This window comes from Glycomyces sambucus, assembly GCF_900102815.1.
Taxonomy (GTDB): Bacteria; Actinomycetota; Actinomycetes; order Mycobacteriales; family Micromonosporaceae; genus Glycomyces; species Glycomyces sambucus.
Genome location: NZ_FNGF01000004.1, coordinates 130594 through 147390 on the forward strand (window position 1 = coordinate 130594; position 16797 = coordinate 147390).

Below are 16797 nucleotides of genomic sequence, written 5' to 3' on the forward strand. Positions count from 1 at the left end.
GGTAGCGGCCCTCAGCGGCCCGGTGCGGCCACCGAGGCGCGGGAGACGAACTCGGTGGGCAGGTTGAGTTCCGCGCCGCTCGCGTCGCCGTCCTCGATGGCGCCCAGGAGCTTCGCGACGGCGCGCTCGCCCATGTCGCCCCAGGAGCAGCGGACCGTGGACAGCGCGGGGGCCGAGAGGTCGGCGCCGAAGATGTCGTCGAAGCCGATGAGGCTCAGGTCGCGCGGGATCGCGACGCCGTGCTCCCGGCAGGCGCCGAGGAGGCCGAGCGCGACGAGGTCGTTGTAGGCGAGCACGGCGGTCACGTCGGCGGCCATGACCTCCCCGAACGCCTCGGTGCCGCCGTCGCGGGTCGGCGCGGAGGACTGGATCTCGACGATGGACATGCCGCGGTCGACGGCGAGGTCGTGGGCGGTCACCCAGCGCATCCCGTTCATCCAGGAGGCTTCGGGCCCGGCGAGGTAGGCGATGCGGCGGTGGCCGAGCCCGTGGAGCAGGTCGAGGGCCTCGATCATGCCGGGCCGCACGTCGGGGGCGACCGAGGGGACGCCGGGGACGGGCCGGTTGACGGCGACGAGGGGCTTCGCGGCGGCGAGCTCCTGGATCTGGGCGTCCTCCAGGCGGGAGGCGACCAGGAGGAGGCCGTCGACGGCGATCTGGAGGCGCTCGGCGGTGGAGCGCTCGAGTTCGGCGGACTCCTGGGAGTCGGCGAAGACGAGCATGGTGTCGTGCTCGCGGGCGATGCGCTCGGCGCCGCGCACGAGGTCGAAGTAGACGGGGTTGGTGAGGTCGGAGACGAGGAGGCCGAGCGTCCCGGTCTTGCCGGTGGGGAGGGCGCGCGCCATCGGGTTGGTGCGGTAGCCGAGGTCGGCGGCGGCCTCGCGGATGCGCTGCTCGGTGCTGGCGCTGACGCGGCCGGGCTGGTTGAGCGCCCGGGAGACCGTGGAGGGGTTGACGCCCGTGATGCGGGCGATGTCGTAGATGGTCGCGGGGGCCTTGCCCTTCGGCGCAGGACGCTTGTCACCCACGGCTCCCCCTTCGGAACGTCGATCGCCGCGCATGGGTGTGGATCACCGTCCGGGCAACGCCGATCATAAGAGTTCGGGTCGTGTTCACTGCGCCTCGGGTGGCCCGCGCGCGGCTCCGTTCACCTTGCGGCGCTCTTCACGATACGGCGCTGTTCAAGATACCCGGCCGCGGCGAGCGTCGGCGGCGCCGACCGGGCGGGGCGACGACGCGGAGCGGCGACCGGGCGCCCCGGGGCTCGCCGAAGGCTATGCGCCGCCGAGGATCCGGTCGACGGCCGCGGCCACCGTGCGTGGGTCCTGCGGCTCGGTGTCGAGGGCGCGGTGGATCGTCAGGCCCTCGATGAGGGCGTCGACCATGCGGGCGGTCGCGGGATCGAAGTGGCGCTCCAGGGCGGCCCGGGAGCGGGCCATCCAGGCGTTGGTGAGGTCGCGGAACGCGGGCTCGCGGGCGGCCAGGGTGTAGAGCTCGTGGCTGAGGACGAGGTCGCGGTGGGAGTCGAAGACGGTGTCGGTGATGAGCGCGATGAGGGCGGCGCGGGCCTCGGCGGGGGTGCGGGCGGCGGCCATGGCCCGCTCGAACTCGTCGCTGACCGAGGTCGCGAAGCGCGCGAACGCCTCCCGCAGCAGCTCGTCCATGCCCGAGAAGTAGTAGGTCATCGAGCCCAGCGGCACGCCGGCGGCGGCCGCGACCTTCCGGTGGGAGGTCCCGGCGACGCCCGACCCGGCGATCACGTCGAGGCAGGCCGCGATGATGCGCTCGCGCCGGTCCGGGTCCCGGCGGCCGCGGGCGCGCTCCTGAGTCATGTGGACGACCGTACTGCGTGGCGGCCGATCGGCGGGTGCGCGGTCCGAGGCGGATGTCGGGGCGGCGGTGGGAGGGGGATCGGTGCGGGGCGCGATCGTTCGGGTGGCGGCGTCCGGGAGCGCGGCCGGTCCGGCCGGGAGTCGAGTGTACGTTCGTACATGAACCTTGTACAGTCGTACACATGAGTGCCCTCACCCTGCCCGCCCCCGAACTGCGGCGCGCCCGCGCCGCCGTCGCGGCGCTGTTTCTCACCAACGGCGCGCTCTTCGCCAACCTCATCCCCCGGCTCCCCGAGATCAAGGCCGAGTTCGGGCTCGACAACGCCGCGTTCGGCCTCATCGTGGCGGCCTTCCCCGCGGGCGCGATCACCGCCGGGCTCGCCTCGGCGGCGCTCATCAGGCGGTTCGGCTCGGCGCCGATGGCCGCGGCCGGGACCGTCCTCACCGCGGGCGGCATCCTCGCCGCGGCCTTCGCGCCCGCCCCGCTCGCCGTCGCGGTCCTGCTCTTCGCGGCCGGCGCCGCCGACTCCGTCACCGACGTCGCCCAGAACGCCCACGGCCTGCGCGTCCAGCGCCGCTACGGCCGCTCGATCATCAACTCGTTCCACGCCCTCTGGTCCATCGGCGCCGTCATCGGCGGCTCCATGGCCGCCGCCGCCATCGCCCTCGACCTGCCCCTCGGCGCGCACCTCACCGCCACCGGCGTGCTGTTCTCCGCGGTGGCCCTCGTGGCGCTCCGCTTCTGCCTGCGCGGCCCCGACGGCGAGACCGGGTCCGAGACCCGTGCGGGCGAGGGCGCTGAGCGCGGCGCGGTCGGCTCGCGCACGATCCTCGTGCTGGCCGCGCTCGTGCTCATCGCCATGGGCGGCACGCTGGTCGAGGACGCGGGCAGCTCGTGGGCGACCCTCTACCTCTCCACCGAGCTCACCGCGCCCGCCGCGCTCGCGGCCTCCGGGTACATCGCGCTCGTCGGCGCCCAGTTCATCGGGCGCATGGTCGGCGACCGCCTCGTGGACCGCTTCGGCCAGCGCGCCGTCGCCCGCGCCGGCGGTCTCCTCGCCGCCGCGGGCATGGGCCTGGCGCTGGCCTTCCCGACCGTCCCGGGCACCGTGCTCGGGTTCGCCGCCGCCGGGTTCGGCGTGGCGACCCTCGTGCCGGCCGCGATGCACGAGGCCGACGAGCTGCCGGGCCTGCGGGCCGGGACCGGGCTGACGGTGGTCTCGTGGCTGATGCGGCTGAGCTTCCTGCTGTCGCCGCCGCTCATCGGGCTGCTGTCGGACGCGACGAGTCTGCGGACGGGCCTGCTCATCGTCCCGGTCGCGGGCGTCGTCGTCGTGGCCGCGGCGGGCGTGCTCCAGTCGCGGACGGCGAAGGCGGATACCGAAGCGGCGTAGGGGTTCCGGGGTGCGGTGCGGTGCCAGACGGAGGCGCTGGAGCGCCTGTCCCGGCTCGAGTACCTCGTCCAGGCGCGTCCGGTGGATCTCGTCAGTGCTGCAGTTTGCGCTGGTAGACACTCACCGCGTCGACCGTTCTGAATCCGAGTGCGGTGTTGATCGCGATCATGCGCTCGTTGACGTCGGCGTTCTCGGCCCAGATCTCCTTGATCTGCGGAAAGCGCCGGCGGGTCTGGCGGAGGTTCGCGAGCTTGACGAGGAGGCCGAGCCGGTGGCCGCGGTGGGCGGGGTCGACGATGGTGAGGTCCTGGAAGGCGTGCGCGGTGTCCGGGTCCTCGAAGGCGCGGAGGTCGGTGAAGGCGGCGACACGACCGGTGGTGCGGTGCACTGCCGCGGCCTTGACCGGGACCTGGTGCACGGCGGCGAGTACGTCCTCTTTCTCCCGGGCGCGGCCGAGGTCGACGGCCTCTGCCTCGAGCTGCATGTCGCCCATGGGGATCTCGGTGCGGCGCTTGGCGTCCAGGCGGCACAGGGACGCGAAGAGGTCGTCAGGGGCCGGTCCCGTCCAGGTGCGCAGCTCGTAGTCGGGTCCCGAAGCCGCGACGGACCGGGCCCAGAGCCGCTGCTCCGCCTCGGGTTCGAGGGCGCTGAGGTGCAAGCGACTGCGGACGTTGACGAAGGAGACCGCGAAGCCGTTGTCTTCCAGGAACTTCGCACCGGCCTCGGGGCGGGGCGGTCCATCGCTCCAACGGGTGGGAGTCCTGAGCACGATAGCGGTGCGACCGTTCGCGGCAGCGAAGTCGATGCAGCGCCGGAGCAGCGCTGCGCCGTGGCCGCGACGGCGATGGTCGGGGTGGACCATGAGCTCCGCCGCCGCAAGGTGCGGATTGTCGTCGGTGAACAGCGAGACGCTGAGGTAGCCGATGGTGCCGCCGTCTTCTATGGCGGTCCAGTGGGCGACGTCGAGTCCCGGGCGCGGATGGAGGAGGGCGGCTCGCAGGGACTGCTCGACTGGGCGGGGGTACTCGGGGGCGTCAGCCGCGCGGACCGCCTCCTTCAGGGCGATGGCACCGGTGACGGCGCGGTCGTCTGCTGGATCGAGCATGCGGATCTGCATCGGCCGAGTATGGCGCATTCGCTGGGCCGGCGAGCCGACGCCCGGAGCCGGATGTAGCGGCGTCCGGCCCGCGAGGTCGACCGGCTTCTGCAGACCGCGCCCGAGCTTCAGAGGTACCGGCGTCACTCGAACGAGGCTTCGCATCGACTCAGGGGCGCGGGGGCGTTCTCGGCGCGGGCGCGGTTGCGCTCCTCGGCGGCCGGTGTTACGGTGGAAACGTTTCCGTCATGGAATCGTTTCCATGACTTCCGCAGAGAGGTGGGACAGTTGGCCACGATCAAAGACGTCGCGGCACGTGCCGGGGTCGCCGTCGGGACGGCGTCCCGGGTCCTGAGCGGCAGCCCCCAGACGTCCCCCGACTCGCGCCGCCGCGTCCTCGCGGCCGCCGCCGACCTCGGCTACATCGCGAACGGCCCGGCCCGCTCCCTGCGCCGCGCCCGCACCGACGTCCTCGGCCTGCTCGTCTCCGACATCCGCAACCCGTTCTTCTCCGAACTCGCCCACGCGGCCGAGCAGGAGGCCCGCGCGCACGGGTACACCGTGGTGCTCGCCAACGCGAACGAGGACGCGGCGCAGGCCGACGCGGTGCTCGACGTGTTCGCCGCGCAGCGCATCGACGGGCTCCTGCTGTCTCCGCAGGGCCCCAGGACGCCCCGGCTCGACGCGCTCCTCGCCTCGAACCTGCCGATCGTGCTGCTCAACCGGTCGATCGACGGGGTCGACGCGCCCCTGTACGGAACCGACAACGCCGGCGGCGTGGCCCAGGCGCTCGCGTGGCTCCAGCGCCGCGGGCACCGCGACGTGGCGTTCATCGGCGGTCCCGAGAGCTTCTCGACCGGTGCGGAGCGGCACGACGCCTACCTGGCCGGGCGTGCGGCGCACGGTATCAGCACCGACGACCTCCTGGTGGACGCGGGCGACTTCCTCGCCGACGGGGCCGCCGAGGCGATGCTCCGCATCCTCGACCGCGGCGCGCTGCCGACGGCGGTGTTCGGCGCCAACGGCCAGACCACGCTCGGCGCGATGCGGGCCGTCCACGAGCGGCTGGGCGCGGAGGCGGCCTCGCTCATCGAGTTCGTGTCCTTCGACGACGTGGAGTGGTTCGCCTTCATGTCGCCGCCCGTGAGTGCGGTCAGGAACGACGCCCCCGAGATCGGCCGCGCCGGAGTCAGGGGACTCCTCGAACTCATCGGCGGCGGCACCCCCGGGTCCCAGCGCATCGCCACGTCGTTCGTGGACCGGTCCGAGGGGGCCGCCTCGTGAGCGCCGCATATGAGTCCGCGCCCGCGACAGGGAATGCCGCGGGTCCGAACGCGGCGGTCGGCGCGGAGCGGCCGAACCAGGGCGAAGCGGCATCGCCCCCGTCCGCGGCGATCCGCTCGACGACGGCGCACCGGCCCGCGAACGCGGGCGGCGCTGCGCCGTTGCGATCGGATACTGCGCCCGGCCGCGAACCCGACCCCCGCTCGGCCGTTGGACTCGTACCCGACCCAGGGGCGGTCGGCCCGGTCCGGTCCGCGCCGCGCACAGCAGTCGGACCGATGTCGGCGAAGACCGCTGAGCGGTCGGCGGCTCGCGCCGACGCTGCCGCCCGGCCCGGGACGGTCGACGCTGAACTGCCGTCTCGCACCCGTGTGCTCGTGGTCGGCAGCGTGAACATCGACGACGCGGTGCGGGTGCCGCGGTTCCCCGGGCCCGGGGAGACCTTGGGCGCGCGGTCGTCGGACACCGCGCTCGGCGGCAAGGGCGCGAACCAGGCCGTCGCCGCCGCGCGGGCCGGTGCGGCCGTGCGCATGGTCGGGGCGGTCGGCACGCGGGACGGGTCCGCGGTCCTCGGCGCGCTCGACGCCGACGGCATCGACACCGAGGGCGTCGCCCGCCTTGACGACCTCCCATCGGGCCGGGCGTTCGTGTTCATCGACGACCGGGCCGAGAACTCGATCGTCATCGTGCCCGGCGCCAACCACGCGATCCCCGAAGCGGCCGTGCGGGAAGCGTGCCGCGCACTACGCCCCGGCGAGGTGCTGCTGCTCCAGAACGAGATCCCCGCCGCGACCTCGCGGCTCGCCGCGCGACTCGCCCGCGAAGCGGGCGCGACCGTCGTCTGGAACGCGGCCCCCGCACCTGAGGGGCTGCAAGAGCTGATCGAAGGGCATGACCTCCTTCTGGTCAACGAGCACGAGCTCGACCGGATCGCCACCCTACTCGGCGCCACCGACAATTCACCGAGCGTGCATCCCGGCTCGGCCACCAGTCGCGCCGCGGGTCCGCAGGGCGGCGCCGGAAGCGCCGCTCAGGCCGGAACCGGCTCGGCCCCTACGACCGCGACCGGCGGCAGCCCTCACGGCGAACCGACCGCGATCGCGCTGAGCGGCAACGACAGCCGCACCGACCCGGCCGCCGGGAGCAGTGCCGGTGCCGCGAGTGGCGCCGACCCGGCCGCGACCGGCTCCGCGCGCTCCGTCGAATCGCTCCTGACCGCGGTCGCCTCCGCGACCGGCGGGGATGTCATCTGCACACTCGGCGCCGCGGGCGCCGCCTACCGCGTCGGCGGGGTCTTCGGGCGGGCCGCGGCCCGGCCGGTCGAGGCCGTCGACACCACCGCCGCGGGCGACACGTTCGCGGGCTACTTCGCGGCGCTCGCCGATCTGCCGCTCCCCCGACGACTTCGGCGCGCGCTCGACGCCGCCTCTCTCGCGGTCACGCGACCGGGCGCCTCGCCCTCGATCCCCGCCAGGGCCGAGGTCGAAGCCCTCGAACCGCTCTCACGCGAATCGCACGCGGCCCCGCCCGAAGCCGATGCCGCGGAAACCGAGACCGCGGCCGTCAACTCGCACCGGGGCACCGGCCCCGCCGCGGCGCCCGTCCCCGATCCGGTCGCGGCGCCCGCCGCCGCGGCGAACACCACCGAAAGGAACACCACCTGATGAAGATCGCGCTCGGAGCCGACCACGCCGGCTTCCCCATGAAGGACACCGTGCGGCAGGTGATCGAAGCCCTCGGCCACGAAGTCCTCGACTGCGGGACCACCGGCACGGACCCCGTCGACTTCCCGGACATCACGCAGGCCACCTGCGCTCCGGTCCTCGACGGCCGCGCCGAGCGCGCGATCCTCGTGTGCGGCACCGGGCAGGGCGCGGTCATGGCCGCCAACAAGCTCCCCGGCATCCGCTGCGGCCTCGCCCACGAGCCGTACTCGGCGCACCAGGCCGTCGAGCACGACGACGCCAACGCCATCGCCATGGGCGCCTGGCTCGTCCCCCACGCCCTGATCCCCGACATCGTCCGCGAGTTCCTGGCCGCCGTCTTCGACGACGACGAGGACACCCGCCGCCGGGTCGCCAAGCTCAACGCCCTCGACCGGTCCGCGCCCGCGGACTGATCTGTCCACTCCCGACTGTCCTTTACCGACACTGATCAAAGGAGATCCCCCGATGTCCCAGACAGCAGCCGCCCCCGTACGGAGCCCGCTCGGCTCGAAGGACCGCGTCAAGACCGCGATCGCCGCGGCGGCCGGCACGAGCGTCGAGAACTACGACTTCATCGCCTACGGCACGGCCGCGGCGCTGTACTTCGGCCCCGTGTTCTTCCCCTCCGAGGACCCGCTCACCAGCACGCTCCTCGCGTTCGCCACCCTCGCGGTCGGCTTCGTCATGCGCCCGCTCGGCGGCGCGGTCGGCGGCTACCTCGGCGACCGCTACGGCCGCAAGCCGGTCCTGGTCGCCGCCATGATCGTCATGGGCGCCGCGACCTTCGCGATCGGCCTCATGCCGACCTACGCGCAGATCGGCATCGCCGCGCCGATCATCCTCACCGTGGTCCGCATGGTCCAGGGCCTGGCGTTCGGCGCCGAATGGGGCGGCGCGATCACCATGGCCTACGAGCACGCGCCGTGGCACCGCCGCGGCATGTTCTCCGCGATCCCGCAGTCCGGCAACCCGCTCGGCATCGCCCTCGCCAGCGGCATGTTCGCCTGGAGCGCGACCCTCGAAGGCGACTGGCAGTGGCGCACGCCGTTCCTGTTCAGCGCCGTGCTCGTCATCGTCGCGCTCATCGTGCGCTCGCGCCTGTCGGAGTCCCCGGAGTTCCAGGAGGCCCAGGCCGCCGGCAAGACCGAGAAGAACCCGTTCCTCGCCACCTGGCGCGACGACTGGCGCGGCATCCTCCGCGTCATCGCCCTGCGCGTGGTCGAGTCCTTCGCGTACTACTCGACGGCGACCTACCTGCTGAACTACATCTCCGAACGCGAACCGGACCTGCGCCCGACCGCGCTCGGGGCGATCACCGCCGCGAGCATCACCGCGATCGCCGTGACGTTCCTGGCCGGCACTCTCACCGACCGGATCGGCAGGCGCCCGATCTACATCGGCGGGTGCATCGCGGCCGCGCTGTTCGCGTTCCCCATGTACCTCTTGACGAACGACGGTGAACCGGCGCTCGTGGTCGCGGTCTTCGTGATCGGCATCGGCCTCATCCACGCCTCGCTCACCGGCACGCAGGGCGCGCTGCTGACCGAGCAGTTCCGCACCGCGACCCGCACCTCGGGCGCCTCCCTCGGCTACCAGATCGCCGCGGCCCTCGGCGGCTTCGCGCCGCTGCTCGCGGCGGCGCTGGTCGGGCGGTTCGGCTGGCCCGGCGCGTCGATGCTGTACCTGTTCGCGGCGCTGGTCGGCCTCGTCGGGATCCTGCTGACGAAGGAGACCTGGGGCCGCGAGGAGCGCGCCCGTGTGAACGCGCTCGTCGCGGAGGCTCAGCGCGACTTAGGGAAAGTGGAGGAGGGGCGGAGCCGGAGGGCTCCGCCCCTTCACGCGTCCCCGGCCCAGCTCTCCAGGTCCTCGGCGAGCCGCGCCTCGTCGGCGACCCGCTTGCGGTCCCCTTCGGACAGTTCGGGGAGGACGGCCGCGAGGTCGGCCTTCAGGCCCGGGACGCGCTCCGGTTCCCCCAGGGCCAGCGCGAGTTCGACCAGGGTCGCGTACGCGAGGGCGCGGTCGACCGGGGCCGCGTCGCCGTGGCGGCGCAGCGCGGAGGTGACGACCCGGAACGCGGCCTTGTCATCGTTCTTGAACTCGCGGTAGATGCGGGCGTTGTCGAGGGCGCGCTGGAGCGGGGGCAGGGTCTTGTCGCCGCCGTACTCGAGTTCCATGGGCTCGTCGCGCTGGATGAAGACGATGCTGTTGCCGTTGGGGTCCATGAGCGTGAACCGGGTGGCGCCGGGCCGGTAGCGGGTGAGGCGCGGCAGGCCGGTCGCGAGGACCTTGCCGTGGGCCGCGCGCATGGCGGCGGTGAAGGCCGCGTGGTAGGCGGCGACGTCGTCGACCATGACGAGACAGCCGCCAGCGTCCTCGTTCGCGGGGTCGATGCCCTTGGGGGCCTTGCCGTAGTGGAGCGCGAAGCCGCTCAGCTCGAAGACGAGGTAGAGGTAGGGCCGGTACTGCTCGTAGGTGACGGCGAAGCCGAGGGACTTGTAGAAGGCGGTGGTCTCCTCGCCGGAGGCGCACGGCAGGAGGGGGACGGTGGTCTCGTTGGGGGTCAGGCTCATTCGGGCTCCTTCGCCGGTCGGTGGTACCGGGAAGGCTAGACGGGATTTCGTCCGGCCGCCTATGAAACTGTTTCGGGTCCGGTGGGTCTAGCGGACCAGGGTGCGGATCGCCGCCGCGGCGGCGCCGCGGGCCCAGTCCTCGAAGGTGTGGGGGCGCACGGCGATCCGGCAGCGGCCGGCCGCGCCGAAGGCGTGCTCGCGGAACGCGGCGTGCAGGGGCGCGTCGAAGAGGTCGAAGTCCGCGACGCCCTCGCCGCCGATGATGACGAGTTCGGGCCCGGCGAGGTTGACCAGGCTCGCGATCGCGGTGCCGATGACGGCGGCGGCCTCGCCGAAGGCGCCCGCGGCGGCGGGGTCGCCGTCGTGGGCGAGGCGCGCGGCCTCCTCGATGCCGACGGGGCGGCCGTGGGCCTTGGAGACGGCGTCGGCGATGGCGGCGGAGGCGGCGACCGCCTCGACGCAGCCGCGGCGCCCGCACGCGCATATCCGGTCGGGCGCGGCGAGCGGCAGGTGGCCGATCTCGCCCGCGACCCCGTACGCGCCCTCGACGACCTCGCCGTTGACGTGCAGGCCCGAGCCGATGCCGCGGCCGATGGTGACGATCGCGAACGAGTCGGTGCCGAGGCCGATGCCGAACCAGTGCTCGCCGATCGTCAAGGCGCGCACGTCGTTCTCGACGACCACGGGCGCGTCGAGGCGGGCGTGCAGGCGCTCGCCGAGGTCGACGCCGGTCCAGCCCATGAGGCCGGATTCGCGGACGGTCCCGGTGGCGGCCTCCACGTCGCCGGAGACGGCGACGCCGATCCCGGCGACGCGGGCGGCGGCGGGGCCGAGCGCGGTTTCGAGGGTCGCGATGATCGCGGCGACGGCGTCCACGACGGCGTCGGGGTCGCGGTCGCGGAGGGGGGCGCGCTCGTCGGCGAGGACGCCGGTGCGCAGGTCGGTGGCGACCGCGATGACCTCGTCCACGTTGATCTTGACGCCGATCGCGGTGAGCGCGTCGGGGATCACGGCGATGGGGCTGACGGGGCGGCCGGGCTGGCCGGCGCGCTGGGTGCCGAGCCGATCGTCCACGAGCCCGGCGGCGACCAGGGGGGTCACGGTCTTGGTGACGGCGGCCTGGGAGAGGCCGGTGGCCTTGGCGATGCCGATGCGGCTGATCGGCCCGCGGGTGAGGAGCACGGTGAAGACGCGCGCGGCGGCGGCCGACGCGCCTTGGAGCAGTGCGACCCTCGCCGCGGCCTCGTCGTCCATGCGTTCTCCCTGTTCGGTTCACATACGGTAGCGGACGGAGAGCGGCGCGGCCGGTCGGCGCCGCCCTCCGGTTTCGTTACGGCGCCAGGATGTCCTCGCTGGCGGCGGCCATCTCGGCGAACACGTCCTCGTCGCGCTCGCCGGTGAAGTACGCCTCGAACATCGGCTGGATGGTGTCGACGACCTCCTGGCCGTTCACCGTGGGCGGGGCCGGGTACAGCTCGCCGTTGTCGAGGGCCTGCACGAAGCTCGACAGGTCGATGCCCTGCTCGGCCTGGGCGTCGACGGTGGCCTGGAGCGCCTCGGAGATCGAGGGCAGGAAGGTGCCCTCGACGCCCGCGGCGGTCTGGCAGTCGACGGTGCCCATCCACGAGACCCAGTCCCAGGTCTCGTCGGGGTGCGCGGTGCCGGCGAAGATGTTGTTGGCGTTGGAGTTCGAGATCATCATGCGGCCTTCGGGGCCTTCGACGGTGGGCGCGATGCCGACCGGGACGTCCGGGATCTGGGTGACCGTGGCCGCGTCCCACGTGCCGCCCTGGATCATCGCGACCGAGCCGGAGCCGATCTGCTCGATGCCGGAGACGGTGAACTGCCCGAAGCCGGGCATGAGGCCGCGGTCGGCGAGACCCCGCACGTAGTCGAGGGTCTGCGCGAACTCGGGGTCGTCGTAGGGCAGGCGCTCGGGCCAGGCGGCGGCGTCGCCGCCGAGGCGCCAGCCGAGGGTGGAGACGAACGGGTTCCAGGAGGTCTGGCCGTTGAAGTCGCCGGAGGCGAGGCTGCCGATGCCGTAGACGGCGACGTTGTCGGGGTCGAAGCCGGGCTCGTCGCCGCGCACGCCGTTCTCGTCCACGGTGAGGCGGGAGACGACGTCGTCGAAGGTGCCGCCGTCCTCGGGGTTCCAGGTCATGGTCCGCACCTGCTCGGCGGTGAGGCCGGCCTCCTCGACCTTGGCCTGGTTGAAGTAGACGGCGGCGCCGGCCCAGTCGAGGGGGATGCCGTACTGCTTGCCGTCGGTGTACCGCCAGGAGTCGACGCCGACGTCGAAGACCGAGAGGTCGTAGTCGGACTCGGCGATGAGGTCGTCGAGGGCCATGATCTGGCCCTGCCCGGCGTAGGCGCCCAGGAGCGGGACGCTGTTCTGGAACGCGTCGGGCGCGGTCCCGGCCACGAAACCGGCGGTGAGCTTGGTGAAGTAGTCGTCCACGGCGTACTGCGAGATCTCGACCCGCACGCCGGGGTGCGCGTCCTCGAAGCCGGGGACGCACGCCTCGTAGGAGGCGGCCTGGCGCTCGTCCCAGGTCCACCAGTTCACGGTGACGGTGCCGTCGTCGGACTCCCCCGACGAGCAGGCGGCGAGCCCGGCAGCGAGGGCGGTGGCGGCCGCGGCGGCCATGATGCGTTGCGTTCTCATTGGTTCCTCTGTTCGGTGCCCGGGGCGGTGCCCCCGGGAGGGGTTGCGGGGATGATCTCGACGCGCGCGTGTGCGGGGAGCCGGACCGCTTGGCGCGCATCGCGGTGGCGGACCTCCACGACCCGGTCGGCGCCGGTCGTGTCGGTGAGGGCCGCGGTGGTCGCCCGCCCGCCGGACCAGGACGCGTCGACGGTGATGCCGCCGCGCGCCCGCAGACCGGTGAACGAGCCGTTCGCCCACGCTCGGGGAAGCGCGGGAAGGAGGTCGACGGTGCCGGGGCGGCTCTGGAGGAGCATCTCGGCGATGGCGGCGGTGAAGCCGAGGTTTCCGTCGATCTGGAAGGGCGGGTGGGTGCTGAAGAGGTTCGGCAGGAGGCCGCCCCATTCGGAGCCGTCGACGGGGCCGTGGCGCAGCGCGTCGCCGCTGAACGGCGTGAGCGCTTCGCGCAGGAGCTCGGCGGCGGTCTCGCCGTCGCGCAGGCGGGCGCGCAGGGCGATCTTCCAGGCCCAGGACCAGCCCATCGCCCCGGGGCCGCGGGCGTCGAGGAAGCGGCGGGCCGCTTCGGCGAGGTCCGGGGTGGCCTCGGGGGTGACGAGGTCGAGCGGGTGGAGGCCGACGAGCGGCGACAGGTGCCGGTGGGCGGGTTCGTGGTCGGGCACGTCGGCGGACCATTCGCGCAGGCGCCCGTCGGCGCCGATCCCGACCGGGGCGAGGCGCGCGAGGGCGTCCTCGATCTCGCCGCGGAGCGGGTCGGGGCCGAGGAGGTCGATGGCGCGCAGCGAGCGTTCGAGCAGCGACCGGATCAGGAACAGGTCCATGGTCGCGGTGAGCCCGAGCGCGGCGGGGCGCCCGTCGGGGCGCGTGTACTGGTTCTCGGGGGACGTGGAGGGCGAGGTGCCGAGGCCCGCTCCGGTGTCCACGAGCCAGTCGAGGCAGAACGCGGCCGCACCGCGCAGCAGGGGCCAGATCCGCTCGCGCAGCAGCGCGGTGTCGCCGGAGTACTCGTACCGGTCCCACAGGTTGTGGCAGAGCCAGACGCCGCCGGTCATCCAGATCGCCCAGCTCGGGGCGCCGTGGCCGTTGCCCACGGGCAGGGCCCAGCCCCACAGGTCGCTGTTGTGGTGGGCGACCCAGCCGCGGGCGCCGTACAGCTCGCGGGCGGCGGGCTCGCCGTTGCGGGCGATGCGCTCGACCAGGGCGATGAGCGGTTCGAACGGGTCGTCGAGGCCGAGTGCCGGTGCGGCCCAGTAGTTCATCTGGGTGTTGATGTTGATCGTGTAGTTCGAGGACCACGCGGGCCTGGTCTCGCGGTTCCAGATCCCCTGGAGGTTCGCGGCCGAGCCGCCCTCGCGGGAGGCGGAGGCGAGGAGGTAGCGGCCCCATTCGGCGGCGGCGGTGGCCTTGAGGGCGTCGTCGGTGCCGTTGAGGAGGTCGCGGTCGACGTCCCAGGTGCCGTCGCGGCGCCCGCCGATGTCGAAGCGGGCCTTGGTGAGACCGGCCCGGTCGGCGACGTGGTCGCCGAGCGGGTCGGCGGCGGCCAGCGCGGCGCGGGCGCGTCGGCGGGCCCGGGCGCGGACGGTGGCGCGGTCGACGGCGTCCCAGGCGGCCGCGCGGTTCGCACCGCCCGCGAGCCAGTCCTCGGCGCGGGAGGCGGTGGTCAGGGCGAGGAGGACGCGGGTGGCGCCACGGACCGCGGTCTCGGTGCGGGCGCCGTCGGTGTCGAAGGCGACCGCTGCGGCGGCGTAGCCGCCGTCGGGGCCGTAGCGGTGGGCGGGCTCGCCGGGTTCGTGGAGCGGGGCGCCGTCGCAGGGGACGTCGGCCTCGACGGTGAGGAGGCCGTCCGCCGCGTGGCAGGTCATGCGCAGCGGCGTGGTCAGGGCCAGGTCGAGGTCGATCACGGGCGCGTCGGCGGTGATCTCGACGTACAGGGCCCCGGCGGGCGCGGAGGTCCAGGACCGGCGGAGGACGGCGGCCCCGCCGACCGTGAACGCCTCTTCGAGGACGGCGCGGTCGAGGTCGAGGACCCGGGCGGGGGTCGCGGCGACCGCGTCGCGGAGGGTGGCCCGGAGGTCGGCGAGGGGCAGGTACTCCTGCGTGTAGCGGCCCTCGAAGGTGAGGAGGAGGGCTTCGGCGCGGTCGAGGTCCCTGGCGGCGATGGCCTCGCGGACCTCGGCGAGCCGTTCGGGTCCGGCGCCGCCCTTGCGGAGGCGGTCGAGTTCGCGGGCGGGCCCGTCGGGGAAGCCGGACCAGACGGTGGCGTCGTTGACCTGGTAGCGGGCGTCGGGCCCGCCGAAGGCCATGGCGCCGATGCGGCCGTTGCCGAGCGGCGTGGCCTCTTCCCAGGCGGCGGCGGGCGCGGCCCAGGCGAAGCGGAGGGTCCCGGTCATTTGAGCCCCGTGAAGCCGATGGAGTTGACGATGCGGCGGCCGAACACCATGAACAGCAGGAGCATCGGGAGCGCGGCGACGAGGGTCGCGGCCATGAGTCCGGCCCAGTCGGGCTGGGACTGCGGCGAGGACTGCTTGAAGACCGCGAGCGCGAGCGTCAGGGGCTGCACGGATTCGTCGGTGGTGACCAGGAGCGGCCAGAAGTAGTCGTTCCACATGCCGATGAACCCGAGGATCGACAGGGTGGTGATGGGACCGCTGGTCATCGGGATGGTGATGCCGAAGAGGATGCGCACGCGGCCGGCGCCGTCGATGAGGGCGGCCTCCTCGGTCTCGGCGGAGAGGCCGAGCATGAACTGGCGCAGGAAGAAGATGTTGAAGGCCGAGAACAGGCCGTAGGGCAGGATCATGCCCGCGAAGGTGTTGAGCAGGCCGAGGTCGCGCACGAGCACGAAGTTCGGGAGCAGGGTGAGGATGCCGGGGACCATGAGCGCGGCCAGGAAGAGGCTGAAGACGAGGTCCCTGCCGCGCCAGTGGAGCCGGGCGAAGGCGTAGGCGGCCAGGAGCGAGAACAGGACGATGAGGAAGGTCGAGGCGGTCGCGTAGACGATGGAGTTGACGAGGTACCGGCCGAGGTCGAGGGTGGCGCCGGAGCCGCCTTCGGCGATCGACTCCTCGGCGGAGGCGAGGCCGAGGACGCGGGCGAAGGGGCCCCAGGTGAAGTCGACCGGGAGCAGCGAGGACGGGTTCCCCAGGAGCGCGTAGTTGTCCGAGAGGGCGGTGCGCAGGATCCAGTAGAACGGGAAGACCGTGACGACGAGGATGACCGCGAGGTAGATCCAGGCGAGGATCCGGCCCGGGCTGAGTCGGCGGGTGCGCATCAGGCTTGCTCCGATTCGTTGGCGCGCAGGAGTCGCATCTGCAGGAAGGTGATGGCGATGAGGATCGCGAAGAGCGCCAGCGACATGGCCGACGCGTAACCGAAGTCGAACTGGCCGAACGCCTTCGAGTAGATGTACATCTGGAGCACGTTGGAGGCGTTGGCCGGGCCGCCCTTGGTGGTGACCGAGACGAGGTCGAAGACCTGGAAGGCGCCGATCACGTTGAGCACCAGGACGAGCGCGAGGATGGGCTTGAGCAGGGGCAGCGTGAGCGAGAAGAACATGCGGGTCTCGCCGGCGCCGTCGATGCGCCCGGCCTCGTAGACCTGCGGCGGGATGGTCTGGAGCCCGGCGAAGAGGATGATCGCGGTGTAGCCGAGGTTCTTCCACACGTGGATGAACGCGATGGAGGGGATCGCCCACTCGCGCGAGGTGAGGAACTGGACGCCGTCGCCGCCGAAGGCGTGGACGACGGCGTTGACGATGCCGAGCTGGGGGTCGAGCATCCAGGACCAGACGGTCGCGGCGACGACGCCGGAGATGAGGAACGGCAGGATGATGAGGCCCCGGATCACGGTGGAGGACGTGAGCCGGTGGAGGACCGCGGCGGTGGTGACGGCGGCGATGACGGTGAGCCCGACGGCCACGACGACGAAGTAGACGGTGACGCGCAGGGAGTTCCAGAAGACGGGGTCCCCGGCGAGCTCCTGGAAGTTCGCGAACCCGATCCACTTCGGCGGGGTGAGGACCCGGAACTCGGTGAAGCTGAGGTAGATCCCGCGGAGCGTCGGGTAGACGGCGAAGACGAGGAACCCGATGAGGGCGGGGGCGATGAGGACCCACGCGAGGGGGCCGTCGCCGCGGTGGGAGGGCGACGCGGGGCGGCGCCGCGGCGCGCCCGACCCGGTCGAGAGGTCCCGGGCGGGAGCGGGCCCGGAGTTCAAGAGCGTCATCGATCTTTCCTGTTCCGCGGCCGACCCCC

General features: G+C 73.2%; 13 protein-coding genes and 1 pseudogene. 5 read left to right on the top strand and 9 right to left on the bottom strand.

From position 1 onward, the window contains the following. Positions 1–11: 11 nt before the first annotated feature. Positions 12–1028, bottom strand: coding sequence for a LacI family DNA-binding transcriptional regulator (locus tag BLS99_RS13080; RefSeq protein ID WP_176953343.1), 1017 nt, complete (start codon positions 1026–1028; stop codon positions 12–14). A gap of 246 nt (positions 1029–1274) precedes the next feature. After that, a complete protein-coding gene (locus BLS99_RS13085; protein ID WP_091050072.1) occupies positions 1275–1832 on the bottom strand; it encodes a TetR/AcrR family transcriptional regulator in 558 nt (185 codons plus the stop codon). A 182-nt stretch (positions 1833–2014) separates the two neighbouring features. Here BLS99_RS13085 and BLS99_RS13090 point away from each other — a divergent pair, with 182 nt between their 5' ends. Further along, positions 2015–3226: an MFS transporter gene (locus BLS99_RS13090; protein ID WP_091050076.1), complete on the top strand. Its 1212-nt coding sequence runs from the start codon at positions 2015–2017 to the stop codon at positions 3224–3226. A 91-nt stretch (positions 3227–3317) separates the two neighbouring features. On the opposite strand, the gene BLS99_RS13095 is transcribed toward BLS99_RS13090, so the two are convergent. After that, entirely contained in the window at positions 3318–4343 is a 1026-nt protein-coding gene (locus BLS99_RS13095; RefSeq protein WP_176953344.1) for a GNAT family N-acetyltransferase, read from the bottom strand. 267 nt (positions 4344–4610) lie between these two features. Here BLS99_RS13095 and BLS99_RS13100 point away from each other — a divergent pair, with 267 nt between their 5' ends. The 4 genes and pseudogenes from BLS99_RS13100 to BLS99_RS26975 all read left to right on the top strand — a co-directional run. Next, the gene (locus BLS99_RS13100; protein WP_143034787.1) at positions 4611–5606 is read left to right on the top strand and encodes a LacI family DNA-binding transcriptional regulator; all 996 of its coding nucleotides are present in this window, start codon (positions 4611–4613) and stop codon (positions 5604–5606) included. A 278-nt stretch (positions 5607–5884) separates the two neighbouring features. Beyond that, entirely contained in the window at positions 5885–7270 is a 1386-nt protein-coding gene (locus BLS99_RS13105; protein WP_091050086.1) for a ribokinase, read from the top strand. Next, a complete protein-coding gene (locus tag BLS99_RS13110; RefSeq protein ID WP_091050089.1) occupies positions 7270–7725 on the top strand; it encodes an RpiB/LacA/LacB family sugar-phosphate isomerase in 456 nt (151 codons plus the stop codon). Before BLS99_RS13105 ends, BLS99_RS13110 begins: the two co-directional genes overlap by 1 nt. Before the next feature lie 52 nt (positions 7726–7777). Then, positions 7778–9034: pseudogene (locus BLS99_RS26975) on the top strand (MFS transporter); the annotation flags it as partial. A gap of 113 nt (positions 9035–9147) precedes the next feature. On the opposite strand, the gene BLS99_RS27650 reads toward BLS99_RS26975, so the two are convergent. The 6 genes from BLS99_RS27650 to BLS99_RS13145 form a co-directional block, all read right to left on the bottom strand. After that, positions 9148–9882, bottom strand: a complete 735-nt coding sequence (locus BLS99_RS27650) for a VOC family protein (protein WP_091050093.1) — start codon at positions 9880–9882, stop codon at positions 9148–9150. An 87-nt stretch (positions 9883–9969) separates the two neighbouring features. Next, on the bottom strand, positions 9970–11136 hold the full coding sequence (locus BLS99_RS13125; RefSeq protein WP_091050096.1) for an ROK family transcriptional regulator: 1167 nt from the start codon (positions 11134–11136) through the stop codon (positions 9970–9972). Positions 11137–11212: 76 nt separating this feature from the next. Then, complete coding sequence (locus BLS99_RS13130) at positions 11213–12547, bottom strand: ABC transporter substrate-binding protein (protein WP_218126468.1); 1335 nt, start codon at positions 12545–12547, stop codon at positions 11213–11215. Beyond that, the gene (locus BLS99_RS13135) at positions 12544–14934 is read right to left on the bottom strand and encodes a glycosyl hydrolase family 95 catalytic domain-containing protein (RefSeq protein ID WP_091050103.1); all 2391 of its coding nucleotides are present in this window, start codon (positions 14932–14934) and stop codon (positions 12544–12546) included. Before BLS99_RS13135 ends, BLS99_RS13130 begins: the two co-directional genes overlap by 4 nt. After that, a complete protein-coding gene (locus tag BLS99_RS13140; protein ID WP_091050106.1) occupies positions 14931–15815 on the bottom strand; it encodes a carbohydrate ABC transporter permease in 885 nt (294 codons plus the stop codon). Before BLS99_RS13140 ends, BLS99_RS13135 begins: the two co-directional genes overlap by 4 nt. Then, complete coding sequence (locus BLS99_RS13145) at positions 15815–16768, bottom strand: carbohydrate ABC transporter permease (protein ID WP_091050109.1); 954 nt, start codon at positions 16766–16768, stop codon at positions 15815–15817. Before BLS99_RS13145 ends, BLS99_RS13140 begins: the two co-directional genes overlap by 1 nt. Positions 16769–16797 lie beyond the last annotated feature (29 nt).

Bases quoted from the DNA above. Each gene is read 5' to 3' on its own strand.
- BLS99_RS13140 (WP_091050106.1), bottom strand. From the start codon at position 15,815: ATGCGCACCCGCCGACTCAGCCCGGGCCGGATCCTCGCCTGGATCTAC.
- BLS99_RS13110 (WP_091050089.1), top strand. From the start codon at position 7,270: ATGAAGATCGCGCTCGGAGCCGACCACGCCGGCTTCCCCATGAAGGAC.
- BLS99_RS13095 (WP_176953344.1), bottom strand. From the start codon at position 4,343: ATGCAGATCCGCATGCTCGATCCAGCAGACGACCGCGCCGTCACCGGT.
- BLS99_RS13085 (WP_091050072.1), bottom strand. From the start codon at position 1,832: ATGACTCAGGAGCGCGCCCGCGGCCGCCGGGACCCGGACCGGCGCGAG.
- BLS99_RS13090 (WP_091050076.1), top strand. From the start codon at position 2,015: ATGAGTGCCCTCACCCTGCCCGCCCCCGAACTGCGGCGCGCCCGCGCC.
- BLS99_RS13105 (WP_091050086.1), top strand. From the start codon at position 5,885: ATGTCGGCGAAGACCGCTGAGCGGTCGGCGGCTCGCGCCGACGCTGCC.
- BLS99_RS27650 (WP_091050093.1), bottom strand. From the start codon at position 9,882: ATGAGCCTGACCCCCAACGAGACCACCGTCCCCCTCCTGCCGTGCGCC.
- BLS99_RS13135 (WP_091050103.1), bottom strand. From the start codon at position 14,934: ATGACCGGGACCCTCCGCTTCGCCTGGGCCGCGCCCGCCGCCGCCTGG.
- BLS99_RS13145 (WP_091050109.1), bottom strand. From the start codon at position 16,768: ATGACGCTCTTGAACTCCGGGCCCGCTCCCGCCCGGGACCTCTCGACC.
- BLS99_RS13130 (WP_218126468.1), bottom strand. From the start codon at position 12,547: ATGAGAACGCAACGCATCATGGCCGCCGCGGCCGCCACCGCCCTCGCT.
- BLS99_RS13125 (WP_091050096.1), bottom strand. From the start codon at position 11,136: ATGGACGACGAGGCCGCGGCGAGGGTCGCACTGCTCCAAGGCGCGTCG.